13 protein-coding genes are annotated in these 15,104 nt (G+C 44.2%); 4 read left to right on the top strand and 9 right to left on the bottom strand.

Annotated features, from left to right (window positions below):
* Positions 1–44: 44 nt before the first annotated feature.
* Positions 45–539 carry a DUF1097 domain-containing protein gene (locus KI655_RS12020; RefSeq protein ID WP_285405194.1) on the bottom strand — a complete coding sequence of 165 codons (495 nt, stop codon included), beginning with the start codon at positions 537–539 and terminating at the stop codon, positions 45–47.
* Positions 540–743: 204 nt separating this feature from the next.
* Positions 744–1,649 (bottom strand): LysR substrate-binding domain-containing protein, encoded by a 906-nt coding sequence (locus tag KI655_RS12015; protein ID WP_285405192.1) that lies wholly within the window; start codon positions 1,647–1,649, stop codon positions 744–746.
* A gap of 258 nt (positions 1,650–1,907) precedes the next feature.
* Between KI655_RS12015 and focA the strand changes: the two genes are divergently transcribed.
* On the top strand, positions 1,908–3,359 hold the full coding sequence (gene focA, locus KI655_RS12010) for a formate transporter FocA (RefSeq protein WP_285405190.1): 1,452 nt from the start codon (positions 1,908–1,910) through the stop codon (positions 3,357–3,359).
* 245 nt (positions 3,360–3,604) lie between these two features.
* Here the strand turns inward: focA and KI655_RS12005 are convergent, their stop codons facing one another.
* The 3 genes from KI655_RS12005 to KI655_RS11995 form a co-directional block, all read right to left on the bottom strand.
* Positions 3,605–4,174 (bottom strand): YceI family protein, encoded by a 570-nt coding sequence (locus tag KI655_RS12005; RefSeq protein ID WP_285405188.1) that lies wholly within the window; start codon positions 4,172–4,174, stop codon positions 3,605–3,607.
* Complete coding sequence (locus tag KI655_RS12000; RefSeq protein ID WP_285405186.1) at positions 4,171–4,710, bottom strand: cytochrome b; 540 nt, start codon at positions 4,708–4,710, stop codon at positions 4,171–4,173. The genes KI655_RS12005 and KI655_RS12000 overlap by 4 nt, the downstream gene beginning before the upstream one ends.
* Positions 4,711–4,858: 148 nt before the next feature.
* On the bottom strand, positions 4,859–5,104 hold the full coding sequence (locus KI655_RS11995; protein WP_285405184.1) for a DUF2164 domain-containing protein: 246 nt from the start codon (positions 5,102–5,104) through the stop codon (positions 4,859–4,861).
* 196 nt (positions 5,105–5,300) lie between these two features.
* Between KI655_RS11995 and KI655_RS11990 the strand changes: the two genes are divergently transcribed.
* Together KI655_RS11990 and KI655_RS11985 are read left to right on the top strand one after the other, a co-directional pair.
* Complete coding sequence (locus tag KI655_RS11990; RefSeq protein WP_285405182.1) at positions 5,301–5,936, top strand: hypothetical protein; 636 nt, start codon at positions 5,301–5,303, stop codon at positions 5,934–5,936.
* Between the two features lie 554 nt (positions 5,937–6,490).
* Positions 6,491–7,228 carry an EAL domain-containing protein gene (locus KI655_RS11985; RefSeq protein WP_285405681.1) on the top strand — a complete coding sequence of 246 codons (738 nt, stop codon included), beginning with the start codon at positions 6,491–6,493 and terminating at the stop codon, positions 7,226–7,228.
* Positions 7,229–7,524: 296 nt separating this feature from the next.
* Here KI655_RS11985 and KI655_RS11980 read toward each other — a convergent pair whose 3' ends face one another.
* The 3 genes from KI655_RS11980 to KI655_RS11970 are packed head-to-tail and all read right to left on the bottom strand — an operon-like array spanning position 7,525 to position 12,724.
* The gene (locus KI655_RS11980) at positions 7,525–10,584 is read right to left on the bottom strand and encodes an efflux RND transporter permease subunit (protein WP_285405180.1); all 3,060 of its coding nucleotides are present in this window, start codon (positions 10,582–10,584) and stop codon (positions 7,525–7,527) included.
* Positions 10,581–11,636, bottom strand: a complete 1,056-nt coding sequence (locus tag KI655_RS11975) for an efflux RND transporter periplasmic adaptor subunit (protein ID WP_285405178.1) — start codon at positions 11,634–11,636, stop codon at positions 10,581–10,583. Before KI655_RS11975 ends, KI655_RS11980 begins: the two co-directional genes overlap by 4 nt.
* Positions 11,636–12,724: an efflux RND transporter periplasmic adaptor subunit gene (locus tag KI655_RS11970; RefSeq protein ID WP_285405176.1), complete on the bottom strand. Its 1,089-nt coding sequence runs from the start codon at positions 12,722–12,724 to the stop codon at positions 11,636–11,638. The genes KI655_RS11975 and KI655_RS11970 overlap by 1 nt, the downstream gene beginning before the upstream one ends.
* A gap of 168 nt (positions 12,725–12,892) precedes the next feature.
* Here KI655_RS11970 and KI655_RS11965 point away from each other — a divergent pair, with 168 nt between their 5' ends.
* A complete protein-coding gene (locus tag KI655_RS11965) occupies positions 12,893–13,642 on the top strand; it encodes a TetR/AcrR family transcriptional regulator (RefSeq protein ID WP_285405680.1) in 750 nt (249 codons plus the stop codon).
* Between the two features lie 128 nt (positions 13,643–13,770).
* Here KI655_RS11965 and KI655_RS11960 read toward each other — a convergent pair whose 3' ends face one another.
* Positions 13,771–15,042 (bottom strand): DEAD/DEAH box helicase, encoded by a 1,272-nt coding sequence (locus KI655_RS11960; protein WP_285405175.1) that lies wholly within the window; start codon positions 15,040–15,042, stop codon positions 13,771–13,773.
* Positions 15,043–15,104 lie beyond the last annotated feature (62 nt).

Genomic DNA, 15,104 nt, shown 5'->3' with positions numbered 1-15,104 from the left:
TATCCAATGCAGCCATTCCCGTAAAGCTCTAGCCTAAATAAGGGTTAAGCCTTTACATGTTCAGCGCGTTGTTCAGCCGTTTGAGAAGATTGAGTTGATTTTTGGTGAAGCCATACGCCACTTGTTTTCATTAAGTAGCCAAACACGCCGCCCAGTATTAGCGAAGGCACAACAAGTTGCCAATCACCGGCAGCCGCAAACGTTGCACAGCAACCAATAAAGGTTCCAGGAATGTAAGCTAACCAGGCTTGCTTTGCTTGAATACACATGAAGAAAGCAACAATAGCAGTAATCACGTAGCCCAAGATTTCTAAACCAGCAAAGGTAGAACTATGAATGATCACCATTGCCCAGAATACACCTGTCATGTTGGTCACTAAGCTACCCAGTAGTCCTTTTACACCATCGGTAGGTGATGCAAAGTAACTGGTGCAACCTAAAAAGCCTGCCCAAGACAGCAAACCAAAAGAGATGGCAATCCAACCCCAAAGACCTGACAAAATACCTGTTGTTAACGAAATCGCGACTAATGTACTCATACTATTTCCTAAACTCTCATTACGAATAGTCGCAACAGAATTCAGCCTCACTTGAAATCAAGTACGCATAGTATGGTAACTAACAAAGAAAACAGACGATCAACATCACATTTATAATGTATCAAGATGTCGATTTATCACCATATGGAGACCGATATCGCTTATTCAACAGATATCGGTATTAATAGATTGACAATCTGATGGCTATAAAACCGACGGACGGCTCTTCATCATGCGCTTACCTTCACGCTTAATACATTCCGCCAACGGGTTTTCCGCCATGTCTGCACGCCAGATGAATGACAGCGTACGCTCCATTTCCAGTTCCGGTACATTTAAAGTAACTAACTGACCAGAGTCGATAAAACGTTCGACATCAAGGAATGGTAAACAGGTGAGGTATGGACCATTAGCGACTAAGCTACGGAGCACCGGAACGTGTTCGTATTCACGCCACACGTCTAAATCCGCAATTAAATGGTGAATAGAGCTATCAAAAACTTTGCGAGTACCAGAACCGTGTTCGCGTAATACCCATTTCGCTTGCTCTAACTGAGCCATGCTGACTCTTTCGCGCTTAGCAAACGGGTGATGTGCCGATGCAACGACGGTTAAATGGTCTGTACACCACACTTCTTGGTGAATTCGGTTGTCGTCACAACGCCCTTCAATAACGCCTAAGTCATATTGATAGTCGAGTACACCATCAATTACAGCTTGAGTACTTTGCACACCGAGCGAGATACGCATCTCTGGAAAGTCGTTATCAATAATACTGATGAGATCTGGAACCAAGTGTTCTGCTGGGGTTTGACTCGCGCCAAGGCGAAGTTCACCACTAAGAAGGTGTTGTTCGTAGAAGCCCATTTCGATCTGTTGGGCATCTTGCAGAAGACGTTTTGCCTTAGGTCTTAACCACATTCCCCAATGAGTTAATGCCATCTGCTTACCCTGTCGTTCAAACAAGGGCCTGCCTAGCATCTTTTCAAGTTGAGCTAGGGACATACTGGTAGCCGACTGAGTCAGTGCAAGCTTGTCTGCTGCTTGGCTTACACTTCCGGAATCTGCAACGGCGTCAAAGACGGCAAGCTGCTTTAATGAATAACGCAATTTTCTTCCTTAATTTCTTGTAATTATCTGTATTCCGACGCTCTTTTTTATAAAGCCTGTGAGCAATCGGTTTCATTGTACCTTCTCCGTTCTCTATATCAATATTTCTGATGTGGTTTCTAAATATTATCAATTTTACCTCTACCCTCACCGCTCGTAATCTGAATGGGCAGCAACGAAATGTCCGCTGCAACATTCACCATTCACTTAGGTATTAACACTAGGAATTACATATGACGGATTGTTCAAGGAGGGGGTATGGCGACCAGCACTTCTGATAATCATCAACTGTTTTCGCCAACAGAAATGATGGCCGAAGCAGAGAAATTTGCATTAAGTAAAGCGAACAAAACCAGCAGCATGACCATGAGTCTCGCAATTATGGCTGGCGCATTCATCGGACTCGCTTTCCTATTTTATATCACGGTAACCACAGGCAGTGCCGATGCTGGATGGGGGCTCAGCCGCTTAGCGGGCGGTCTCGCCTTCAGTATGGGACTTATCCTAATCGTCATCTGTGGTGGTGAACTGTTTACCAGTTCGGTGCTATCTAGCATCTCTTGGGCAAACAAACAGATCACTTTCGGCAAGATGCTGTCGATCTGGGGAAAAGTTTACGTCGGTAACTTTATTGGTGCGATGTTCCTACTCGCATTAGTTAGCGCAGCGGGTCTTTACCAATTAGATGGTGGTCAATGGGGACTTAACGCGTTAAACATTGCGCAGCACAAGCTTCACCATAGCCCTATCCAAGCCTTTGCATTAGGCGTGCTGTGTAACCTGCTGGTGTGTCTAGCCATCTGGTTGACCTTCAGCTCAGCGAATGCGATGACAAAAGCGATGATGACAGTATTACCTGTTGCCATGTTTGTCAGCTCTGGCTTTGAGCACTGTGTCGCGAACATGTTCATGGTGCCACTGGGTATTGTGATTCAAAACTTCGCACCAGAAAGCTTTTGGACCCAAATCGGTATGACACCGGCTCAGTATGCAGACTTAAACATTATGCAATTTGTCAGCGCAAACTTGCTACCAGTGACCCTCGGCAACATCGTTGGTGGTTCGGTACTAGTTGGCCTAGCGAACTGGAGCATCTACCGCAGACCACAACTTAAAGCAGCAAAAATAACAGCAATTACACAAACAACTCAAATTACGTCAGTTAAGGAAACCACTATGAACACGAATACAACTATCAAAGCAATCATGAACACCACTCCTACTACTCTAAGCGTTGAAATGACAACTTCTGTAGCTATCGACACACTACTCGATGCACAGCAAGTAAGCGCGCCAGTGTGTGACTTGGAAGGTCGCTTGGTTGGCGTATTCTCAATTCACGATGTGATGGTTGACCTTTGGTGCCAAGATTACATTCCAACTGCCGGCCAAAAGGTCGTTGACCTAATGAGCCGTGATGTTGTGGCAATTGATGCAAACGACAAACTTGTGGATGTGGCTGAATTCCTATGTATCGACAAAGAGCAACTTTACCCAACATCTAGCATGGGCATCGCGACTCGCTTTACGACTCTGTCTCTGGAAGAGCGTGCTAAAGCGATGAAAGTGAGCCAACCACACATGCTTCCAGTTCTAGAAAATGGCGAAATGGTGGGTGTTCTGACTCGTGCTGAAGTGATGCAAGCACTACGCCCTATCTACGGTGACCGTCTAAACGTAGTGAAAGAGACTGAACTGGAAACCGCTTAATCACAAGTGGTAACACGTTAAATACTCTACGTTAGTTACTTATTAGCGGGAGCACCAACAGGAAATAGAAACACGTAATAACAGCGTGTGGCTTAATAAGATGTCTAGTGGATGCGACAACACGGGAACAGTGTGCACCATGAAAAGACTCAAGGCTTAATAACGAAAAAGACGCGAAGCAATGGCTTCGCGTCTTTCTATTTTTATAGAGCCGAGCTCAGTTGTTTAGGTTCAGTCTATTCAACTTACTTCTTCACGCCTTCAACGTGCAGTTCCATATCAACGTAGCTAGAAGCGCCCATGACTTTGATGTCAAAATCTGCAAGCTCTAGACGTGTTGTACCGATGAAACCAGCACGCTCACCGCCCCATGGGTCTTGACCAGCACCGATGAATTCAGCATCGATAGTGATTGGCTTAGTTACACCGTGTAGTGTTAGGTCACCCATTACTGCTAGCTTGCCATCACCATTATCAACCACTTTTGTGCTGTTGAATGTTGCTTCAGAGAATTTACCTGCATCGATAAAGTCACCGCTACGGATGTGCTTGTCACGCTCAGCGTGGTTTGAGTCAAGGCTCGTAGTATCTACCACAACGTTCACTTTAGACGCTTCTACGTTGCTTTCATCAAATGAGAAGTCACCAGAAAATGTGTTGAAACGTCCTTTAATAAAGCTGTAACCAAGGTGGCTCACTTTGAAGTTAACAGACGCGTGTGCGCCTTTTGTATCAATCACGTAATCAGCAGCGTTCGCAGCGAAAGGCATTGCCATAGCAAAGGCTAGTCCTGTAGCGATAATTGATTTTTTCATTTTGATGCTCCTATCATTTTTCGTAGCGTATCGTCTTTGTCGATAATGTGGTGTTTAATCGCAGCCAGTGCGTGAACTGATGCCAATACAATCAGTACCCAAGCTGCGTAGTAGTGTACAGTCCCTGCCAAATCAGATTGGTTAGCAAATAGCTCGCCCATACTTGGAACAGTGAACCAGTTAAATACATCTATACCTCGGCCATCCGATGTTGAAATCAGGTAACCAGACACAAATAAAGCGAATAGATTTAGATACATAAAGCCGTGAGCCACTTTGGCGGCTACCACTTCATAACTTTTCCCTTCAACACTTGGTGACGCTGTCACTGTTTTCCATATCAATCTAAATAGGGTCACAGCTGCCAAAAGAATGCCAATCGAGCGATGCCAATCTGGTGCTGTCTTATACCATTCACTGTAATAAGAGAGGTCAACCATCCACAGGCCAACACCAAATAGGCCAAAAATTGTCAATGCTGATGCCCAGTGCAACAGTCTAGCGATTGGATTGTAGTTCTTTACATTGTTACTCATGTTTCATTCCAAATGGTTGCAATTGGTATAATATGAAGAGCGTACATGACTCTGTGTTGCTGAAACATATTATTTACCTAGCTTTACATAAATGACATAACTAAAACTCAAACAACTTGTTCGAATTATTTGAACAAGATTATTTTACTTATAACTCAACGACCTGCTCTATTTCATAAAGTTCATCACTGATATCTAACATCTTTCTTTCCATCACTTTTTGAGCGTCTTCTACCCCTTTGTTGTAGTAAACCGCACCAAACTTCTTGCTGATAAAATCAACAAGAAAGTCAGCGTCAAACTGACCAATCTCGACATCAAGTTCATCTAGCAAATAGCGTTGCAGCACATCCGTCATTTCTGCTTTTTGTTTGCTATCTAGCTCTATGGCCATCACTTCCTCGTAAGTCTTTCTAAATATTGTTAATTCATAAATGTTAATCTCCTGTAGCAGGCTTACAACATAAAACTTCACACATAGCTAAATTTTGATAAAGCGATCAAGAACTGAGCCTTTGTTGTTGGCAAATTACACAGTCATTACCTTACTATTCAGTAATCAACATTGTAGCCATGTATAAGGACATTCATTGTTATTAGATCTCGTGATACAGAGCATCAACCTTTTTCAAGAGGATTGTTTGAAGCTGTGCGAACACCATTACCCCACAGTTCACAATCAAGGTATCAGTGAGCACCACATTGGTAAGGCATTTTCAAGGCGCATGCAGCACACCCTTCTTAGTTTTGATCACGAGAGCGCGATTTACCCACTCGATATGCTTCCTTTTAACGAAACAGCACGACACTTTCGTGTTTCATCTGAGATAGGTACGGTATGGGTGATCAGTCATCATATGGTGAGTGCGGGAAAAACGTGCCGTAAAAAATTGCTACTTGATATCCATCATTGGCTTGCTGAATACGGCTATGCCATTCAACCAAATGATCTGCTTATTATTGTTTCTGATCATTGGATCAGTCGCAGTAAACACAGTCGAGAACTACTGCACTGGTGGATGGGCGAACTGCCTGATGAGATCACTGAATACAGTCAACAAGGTATTACTCTGCAAGAGAGTGATTCACAATTTGCGTCTGAACTGAGTCACAACTTCAATATAGCGCCCTGCTTTATCAAGTTTGGCCATCCTTTAAAACGATCAAATAATCAACAACTGGTACGTAAATACATTCAACTTTACGCGGTTATGCAATGGGTTTGATTAAAGCGGTAGCATAAACAACTCAGTCAACTTAAAACAACAAACGAATATTCATTGAAAAACAAAAATACCAGACTGTTTGTTCATCAAAAATATATACCACATTGATTTGTTTCGATTTTATTTCTTTTTGCCCTCACGCCACCATTGATGTTGGCTATTTCACTTTATTTCTATAAATTAGACATTGAGCCATAAATCAACATTTAAATTGTATTTTGATTAGTGACTAGATATGCCGCCACAATATATTAAACCTAGCTCTAGCATTGCGATGCATAACACATAGAGTGGTTAATATTTGCGCGACAAATCACACCCAATTAATTCATAAGTAAAATGTATAACTTGGCTTTATAATGGTTCGTGATGTTAATTTGTTTATATTTATATATGGATCGCGTTAATGCTTCTTTTATTAATTGACAATTTAACCACGCGTGTCAATATTGTGACACAAGGAAATACCAGTCCCTTTAATGGATTATCTTTAATTAAGTATGATTTTAACTGACCGTAATGAATTCGTTAAATGCATCTCAGTGGATGACGAGATGCAGTTTGTTGCCAAATACCAAGACCTTACTTTAAGAAGCGTTTATCAGCCCATATTTAGCGCCAACATGGAACAAATTGGTGTTGAGGCACTGGTAAGAATTACTAATGACGACAACAAAGTCATTCGTCCTGATCATTACCTTCATTCAGATAACACCCCTATTGAAGACAAAATTAACGTAGAGCGCTTAAGCCGCGTAATACACGTCCGAAATTTTGCTCAATCTACCTCTCGTCATCTGCAACTCTTTCTTAATGTGTTACCAAACGTCGGAGAGCTGTTCGCGAATTCAAATGTCAGCGATAGCCTGTTAGCAAAACGCATCAAAGAGTTGAACCTATCACCAGAGCAAATTGTCATGGAATTGGTTGAGCTCAATGCTGACAGTGAAGAACGACTTAAGGAGGCAGCCAAGTCTCTTGCAGACAATGGATTTAAGGTGGCGGTTGATGATTACGGAACCCAAGCCTCAAACGAAGGTAGAGTGCGTCATATCACTCCCCATATTATCAAGGTTGACCGTTCTTTAATGCTGGAGTTTGAACAAGGCAATGCGGAACCTATCGAAGATGTGATGTCACTGGCTAAATCTATCAATGCTCAAACGGTTATTGAAGGTATTGAAACTCAAGACCAACTCAACCTGATGAAGACGATGGGCTTTGATATGTATCAGGGTTACTTCCTTGCCATGCCAACCCCAATTGAACTGGACGTTCAAGTCGCGATATAGGCTCAGATGACACTCGCTTAGATTGTGTCATGTCTGCAACTAAAGCAGACAAGTACTGTTATTGTTCGCGAATGACGGTGTGCTCTCCTACTCTGTCTTTACTATTTATCCTCCATTTACTCCATCTTTCGTTGTCCTTTAGCTCACACGTTGCTTTTGGATCTCTCGTAACTTTTAGCCCTCACGTAACTTTTAGCTCTCCCTTAAGTCTAAGTTAAACACTCCCCTGACAAGATCAAAAAAGCCCAGTCAGAGTTTGACTGGGCTTGGCTAAAACGAATCGTTTATATCAATCCTTAATATCCCGCAGTGGACGGTTTGATTCTGAATAAGATAGCGAACATCACAGGTACAACAATCAAGGTCAATACCGTAGCAAAGCCTAAACCTGCCATGATGGTAATCGCCATCGAGCCAAAGAAAGCATCGAAAACAAGTGGGATCATACCGAGAATCGTCGTCAGTGCTGCCATCGATACTGGTCGAACACGACTAATTGCACTGTCTACAACCGCTAGGTATGGGTCTTTGCCTGTTTCCAATTCACTGTTAATTTGATCAAGCAGCACAATACCATTCTTCAAGATCATACCGCTCAAACTTAACAGACCTAAGAAAGCCGTGAAGCTAAATGGCATGTTGGTGCCTAACAAGCCGATTGAAACACCGATAATCGACAATGGTACCGTGAACCAAATAACCAAAGGTTTACGAACCGAGTTAAACAGCAGCATAGTGATGATGAACATCAGTAAGTAACCCATCGGCAGTGAACCAAAGAGTGACTCTTGAGCGTCCTTAGAAGACTCATATTCACCACCCCATTCAAGGCTGTAACCAGCTGGCAGCGGCATCGCTTCAATCTGAGGTTGAACACGAGCAAACAAACTTGCTGGTGTTTCATCACCTAGTACATCGTGGTCCGCTAGCACGGTTAATGTGCGTTTACGGTCCTTACGTTGAATCAGAGGCTCTGACCATTGCAGTTCAACGCCATCAATCACTTGCTCAACTGGAATGTAAGTTTGAAGTGATGGGCTCCAAATTTTCACGTTGTTCAAAGATTCAAAATCAAAACGCTCTTCTTCCGGTAAGCGAGCAACAATCGGCAGCATGTGAGTACCATCACGCAGCAGACCAATGTTGTAGCCACCAAATGCCATTTGTAGAGTGCTTGAAAGATCCGCTTTTGAAATACCTAAACGGCGCGCTTTCGATTCATTAAATAACGGTACCAGTTCTTTAGTACGTTCGCGCCAGTCGTGTCTTACGTTACGAGCCCCTGGGTCCGCAAGCAGGATGTTTTCAACGTCCGTAGCAATGGAACGCAATACATCAGGATCAGGTCCAATAATACGCGCTTCAATCTTAGACGCCGGCGACGGGCCAAATTCAATCAGTTTGAACTGGAAAGTCGGCTGTTCAAACTCAAGCGCAAGTTTTCCATCAAGCTTTTCCAATGTTGAGAACATGGTGTCTCTGTCCGAGGTTCTCACTTGTAATTGCGCGTAAGCTTCGTAGCTCTTTTCAGGTTGGTAAGTCAGCGCGAAACGCTGCATACCTTGACCAACGGTCGTCGTTACAAATTCAACGTCATCTAGTTGACGAATGTAGCTCTCTACCTTCTCTGTTTGCTTGATGGTTTCACGAATGTCGGTGCCTTCTGGCATCCACATATCAACGTAGAACATTGGTGTATTTGATGGTGGGAAGAATTGCTGCTTCACCATACCAAAACCAACCACAGACACTGCCAGTAAGCCCACCATGCTCGCAACGGTTAACCAGCGGAAACGCAGAGCAAATTTCAACATCGCACCAAAGGCTACGAACAAGATGCCTTTGTATGGGTCTTCATCAGTACCTGTTTTCTCTTCCTCTTTCAGCATTAAATCTGCAAGGAAAGGCGTGAGTGTAAGAGCCGTCACCCAGCTAAGGAATAGTGAGAAACATAGCACCCAGAACAGAGAACCCATAAACTCACCGGTTGCGTCTTTTGACAAACCGATAGGAGCAAATGCTGTGATCGCAATGATTGTTGCACCCAATAACGGCCACTGTGTTTGGGTAACGATGTCTTTTGCTGCTTCTAACTTGGTCTTGCCTTTCTTCAGACCCACCAAGATACCTTCAACAACGACAATCGCGTTATCCACCAGCATACCCAGTGCAATGATCAAAGCGCCAAGCGAGATACGGTGCAGTTCGACTTGGTTGTAGTCCATCAGAATGAAGGTACCAAACACGGTAAGTAGCAGAACCAAACCGATGATCAAGCCACTACGTAGACCCATAGCGAACAGCAAAACGACGATTACAATCCCGACCGCTTCAACCAAACTGATAATGAAATCTGATACCGACTTGTCCACTTCTTGTGCTTGGTTGTAGAAGTAATTAAGTTCAACGCCAGCAGGTTTAATCGACTCTAGTCGCTCTAACTCTGCATCTAACGCCTGACCAATCTCAACCACGTTAACACCAGAAGAGAACGCAATACCGATGTTGATAGCAGGTTTGCCATTGTAAGTAAGAACATTACCCGGCTTTTCAGCGATACCTCTTGTTACTGTCGACACATCTTTAAGGCGGATTAGGTTGCCCGTATCACGACCGTGGATGATCAAGTTTTCAAGTTCTTCGACCGTGCTCAAAGTCCCGTTGGGCTTAATCGCTAGGCTCTGACCGTTAAGCATTACCTCACCAGAAGAGACCACACTGTTTTGTTGTGCAAGCAGTGACGTTACCGTCGACATATCAAGGTTAAGTGCTGCTAGGCGCTCTAGAGACATCTCAACAAAGAGTTGCTCTTGTTGATCGCCTGCAATGCTGACTTTACCGACACCATCAACCAATTCGAGTTCACGTGTTAGGTAGTCTGCGTATTGCTTCAACTCAACATAGTCGTAGCCATCGCCGGTAAGCATCAGCATCACACCAAATACGTCACCGAAGTCATCAATGATCTGCACAGACTGGACACCTGTTGGTAGCGCAGGCTGCAGGTCATTGATTTTACGACGCATCTCATCCCAGATTTGCGGAAGCTCGTCTGGGCCGTAGTCCATCTTCATGCTCACCATGATCTGAGACATGCCGTCAGAGGAGGTCGAGGTGATCTTATCGATATAAGGCAGCTGTCGAATCTCTTTCTCGAGCGGGTAAGTTAACTCCTCTTCTACTTCCATTGAGCTTGCACCCGGGTAAGTAGAAATGATCATGGCATCTTTAATGGTAAATGCTGGGTCTTCTAAACGTGACAAGTTGCCAAAAGAGCTAATGCCTCCAACGGCCAAAATAACCAGAAACAGCCAGCTGATAACTTTATTTTTTATTGAATATTCTGCGATGTTCATTCTGCTTTTCCTGACAATTTCATACCATCACGTAGTTTGCGTAGGTTAGAGTTAATCAGTTGTTCACCCTGCTCTACACCATGTGCGATTAGCGCACCTTTGCCGCTGATTTTTTCGACTTCGACTAGGCTCTTGTATGCTTGGCCGTCTTCGAGTTTCCACACGTAGAACTCATTATTTTGAGCGCCCGCTTGCAGCGTCGTCATTGGCAGTTGATAGCCTTGAACATCACTCAGCCCTGCTTTCGCCATGTCAACATTCACAGTGACACTGGTGCCCGGCATAACAGGCGTATCAAGCTGTGGCATTGACATCCAAAACTCATAAGTTCTCGATTGAGGATGGAGCTCACTGGTATGCTCTAAATAAGTCAGCGGATAAGCGCCCTCGATGCCACCGAATGTGGCACTTGGACGGTAAGTATTAGAGCGCATGTCTGGGCTAATAGACGCCAATATCGAATCTGATACCTGAATACGCACATACACCTTATCGTTTTGGTACAAGCTCAATAGCGTTTCACCCGGTGTCGTATTCTCAAACTGCTTTTTATCGACCGTTGAAACAGTGCCAGTGAAAGGTGCCTGTAATTCTGTGTATCCCAGCGCTTGCTTTGTAGAAGCGAGATTTGCAGACGCCAATTTGAAGTTCGCTGTAAGCTGATCAAATTCAGACTTAGACAGCATCTTGCTCGCAAACATCTCTTTCCCACGTTCTAACTGCTTGTTTGCAAGGTCGTATTGCGACTGTGCATCAACCACATCTTGTCGGTATGTATCGCCATCTATGGTTGCCAGTAACTGCCCTTTTTCCACGACGTCGCCAGCTTCAACGAGTACTTGGTCAATCTCACCAGCAATGCGGAAAGCCAAAGGTGTCAGTTCAGCTGCCATAACTTGACCATTGAAGCTGCGGAACTGCTCTTTTAGCGGCGCTTGAACTTCAAATGTTGAAACGGTTAGCGTTGGCTGTTCACGATGTACGGTTTCGTTGTTACACGCTGCCAGTACAAGCGTTGATGCAACAACGACTGTTAATTTGCTGAGTTTCATTAAATACCGCCCTCACGCGTCCAAGCTTTTACTTGTTGTCCATCAACCAATGCGTCGACACCGGCTTCGACAATTAGGTCACCACCCATAAGGCCAGCCACCACTCGACCATTCTCATTGAGAGAAACGGTTACTTTGGAAATCATTTTTGTTACTGGGTCATAGCGCCAAAGTTCACCGCGATCATCCAGCTTAGTTACCCATGCTGAATCAACGATTCCGATGCCGTTTTCGCTTTTCGATTTTTGAACTTCAACTTGAGCCGTCATACCTGATAACAGGTTAAGACCTTGTGGTTTTTGAATAGAGACAACCGCTTGGTAGCTGTTTGTGTCTTCGTCAGGTTGCGTAGAGATCTCTTTAAAACGAGTTGGAATACGAATACCGCGATGACTGTCCATCACCACCCACATATTCGATTGTACAAACTCAGTGATCGTGCGGTCTTCTAGCTTAGCGACTGGCACAGAGAAAGTGACGTCCATAGCGCCATGGTTCAAAATGTTGAGAACGGGCTGCTTTTCTCCGATGACCTGATGTTGTTTACCAAAGACCATCGACACAATCCCATCAAAAGGTGCAACAAGCGTGGTGTAACCGAGGTTTGTCTTGGCTTGTTCCAATTCCACGCCGGCTGCTGTGTAGTTGTTTACCGCTTGGTCGTAGTAATCGGTACTTACCAGCTTCTTAGCATAAAGTTCTGAAGCTTGTTGGTATTGGCTATTCGCAAGATCGTACTTGGCTTGCGCTGCATCGAGTGCGATACGGAAATCTGTTGAGTCGAGAGTAACCAGCGTCTCACCCTTTTTGACATCTTGTCCCATGCGAACGGCAAAGTTTTCGATCTGACCACCCACTTGAAAAGAGAGTGCCGCACGATCGGTTGCATCTACTTTCGCGATGTAACTATCGAGTTCAATATCCGTCTGTTGAGGAATCTCCAATAGCTTAACTGGCTTGATAACCAATTCATTTTCTTCTGATTGTACTTTGTTACAACCGGTTAATGAGCTTGCTAGGAATATCACTGCTGCGGCAGCGCCTAGTAGTCTCACCGGTTTGGCTCTGAATGATGATTTGGACTGCATGAAGCGGCTCCATTTAATTATTATGATTTACTACACAGGTGTGCAGTATATTTATTTTAACGGAATTAACAAGCTTTACTTTCCACCTGTGCAGTATTTTTTATTTCGGCAAAAACAGTGTAGAATTAGAACATCATCCTAATTTGCGAAATGACAATGACAGAAAAAATGACAATGACTGAAAAGAAGCAAGGCCGAAGAAGTGCCAAAGATGCTGAAGAGACACGTTTTCAGATCATGACCATTGCGGCAGAGTTGTTCTGTGACCAAGGTTACGAGCGTGTATCGCTACGAAATATCAGTGAAAAGGCGGGTGTTTCCCACAGCTTGATCCGCCATCACTTTGGTAGTAAAGAGAAGATTTGGCACGCGATTAGCGACTGCTTGCATGCGTATTTTCAGGCTTACATCGCTAAGATCATGCAAGAGCTACCGAATGGCGTAACCCCGAACGTCACCTTGTATTTATTCTCTATGCGTCTGTTTACCAACATGATCCACTCTCGTAGACCGATGCAGCTGATTTCAGACTCAGTGCGACAAGAAGACAACTTAGTGGATTATTTCATTGATAACGTTGGTGACATCGAGTACGAAATCAACATGCTCGCTGAAGAGTACAACGCTGCTTACCCAGAGCACCCGATCAATATTTACGAAATAAAGTGGCAGATGATCATCTATGCCAACGCTGCTGTGTGCTTAACCCCTTTTATGGAGAGTACATGGAACGAAGGCGACTTGGTCGCGACACCAGATGAAGCGCTGATGAACCACTGGCAAATGTTCAATAAACAGATGATCAGCACCTATAAGATCGATCAAGAATGGGTTCTCAACCCAACCTGCCTTGAAGATCTTATCTATGACGTACCTTGCGTGTGGAAGTGTAACCCTGAGCACCAAAAACCGGCATAATTCAAGTCGATACCATTAAAGTAGGTATAACGATAGGAACGTTAATCGACTTTCAATCGAGTGATTCAAAAAAGGCGCTATGGATACCATCCACAGCGCCTTTTGTATTTCTAACCCGTTCCGCGAGTCTAACGACGGGCTTTACCACGATTTTGGTGGATTTTTAGCTTGGCCTTCATTTTACGTTTTTCCGCCGAACGGCTTTTGCTACGACCACTGCGCTCGGGTGTCACGTCCTGCTCAGGGCTTGGTTCAAAACCTTGTAACCACTCTTGCGGTAAACGTGTATCTAACAGACGTTCAATTGCACCCAAAAGGTACGCTTCATCATGGCTCATCAGTGAAATCGCCAAACCAGAATTACCTGCACGACCAGTACGTCCAATGCGGTGAACATAGTCTTCCGCTTTGTAAGGCATATCGTAGTTTACAACCTGCTCTAGTTGCTGAATATCGATACCACGCGCGGCAACATCAGTCGCAATCAAGGCACGAACTTTTCCTGACTTGAAATCATCTAACGCTTTCTGACGAGCGCCTTGGCTCTTATCACCGTTAATGGATGCGGCTTTGATGCCATCTAGCTTCAACTCTTTCACCAAGGCATCGGTACCTTGCTTGGTCTTAGTGAATACCAGAACTTGTTGCCAGTTTTTAGAACCAATCAGATACGCAAGCAGTTCACTTTTACGCTTCTTATCAACGGGATAAACCATCTGTTTAACGGTTTCAGCAGTACTGTTCGTTGGCGTCACTTGGATTTCACTTGGTGACTGCATCATTCGATGCGCAATCGACTTGATCTTAGTGTCGAAGGTCGCCGAGAAAAACAGCGTTTGACGCACTTCATTCATTCGCTTCAAGATACGCTTAATATCTGGCATAAAGCCCATATCTAGCATTCTGTCTGCTTCATCCAGAACCAGTACTTCGGTTTGGCTCAACATGATGTTCTTAGTAAACATGTGATCAATCAAACGACCCGGAGTCGCAATCAAAATGTCGGCCCCTGCTCTTAGATTGTCTGTTTGCACTTTCATACTGGTGCCGCCGTAAGCAACAACAATTTTAAGACTGGTACCTTCCGCATAACTGGTGATGTTGTCGAAAACTTGCTGCGCTAACTCACGTGTTGGTACTAATACCAAAGCACGAACTAGTTTTGGATTTGGAATGACATTGTCTTGGCTCGCTAGCAGACGCTGAATGATTGGCAATCCAAATGCAGCCGTTTTACCCGTACCCGTTTGAGCACCTGCCAGTACATCTTTACCCTCTAACACTAATGGGATTGCCTGCTCTTGAACGCTCGTTGGTGTCGTAAAGTTCAGCGTCTCCAAGGTAGACAGCAATTGCTCCGAGAGACCCAATTGTTTAAAAGTTTGGTTTGTGTCAGACATAAAATGATGCTCAAAGTAGAAATAGGCGCGGATTGTAGCAAACCAAGATGAAACTGTTTACC

It is taken from the genome of Vibrio sp. D404a, from assembly GCF_030248535.1.
Taxonomy (GTDB): Bacteria; Pseudomonadota; Gammaproteobacteria; order Enterobacterales; family Vibrionaceae; genus Vibrio.
The sequence above is the reverse complement of the archived record's forward strand: the minus strand, read 5'-3'. Positions and strand labels throughout refer to the sequence as shown.

What these genes read in the sequence shown, in the direction of transcription:
- KI655_RS11975 (WP_285405178.1), bottom strand. Translation starts at nt 11,636, where the DNA reads ATGAAACTCAGCAAATTAACAGTCGTTGTTGCATCAACGCTTGTACTG.
- KI655_RS11985 (WP_285405681.1), top strand. Translation starts at nt 6,491, where the DNA reads ATGCAGTTTGTTGCCAAATACCAAGACCTTACTTTAAGAAGCGTTTAT.
- KI655_RS12005 (WP_285405188.1), bottom strand. Translation starts at nt 4,174, where the DNA reads ATGAAAAAATCAATTATCGCTACAGGACTAGCCTTTGCTATGGCAATG.
- KI655_RS12020 (WP_285405194.1), bottom strand. Translation starts at nt 539, where the DNA reads ATGAGTACATTAGTCGCGATTTCGTTAACAACAGGTATTTTGTCAGGT.
- KI655_RS11960 (WP_285405175.1), bottom strand. Translation starts at nt 15,042, where the DNA reads ATGTCTGACACAAACCAAACTTTTAAACAATTGGGTCTCTCGGAGCAA.
- KI655_RS12000 (WP_285405186.1), bottom strand. Translation starts at nt 4,710, where the DNA reads ATGAGTAACAATGTAAAGAACTACAATCCAATCGCTAGACTGTTGCAC.
- KI655_RS11970 (WP_285405176.1), bottom strand. Translation starts at nt 12,724, where the DNA reads ATGCAGTCCAAATCATCATTCAGAGCCAAACCGGTGAGACTACTAGGC.
- KI655_RS11995 (WP_285405184.1), bottom strand. Translation starts at nt 5,104, where the DNA reads ATGGCCATAGAGCTAGATAGCAAACAAAAAGCAGAAATGACGGATGTG.
- KI655_RS11965 (WP_285405680.1), top strand. Translation starts at nt 12,893, where the DNA reads ATGACAATGACTGAAAAGAAGCAAGGCCGAAGAAGTGCCAAAGATGCT.
- KI655_RS11980 (WP_285405180.1), bottom strand. Translation starts at nt 10,584, where the DNA reads ATGAACATCGCAGAATATTCAATAAAAAATAAAGTTATCAGCTGGCTG.
- focA (WP_285405190.1), top strand. Translation starts at nt 1,908, where the DNA reads ATGGCGACCAGCACTTCTGATAATCATCAACTGTTTTCGCCAACAGAA.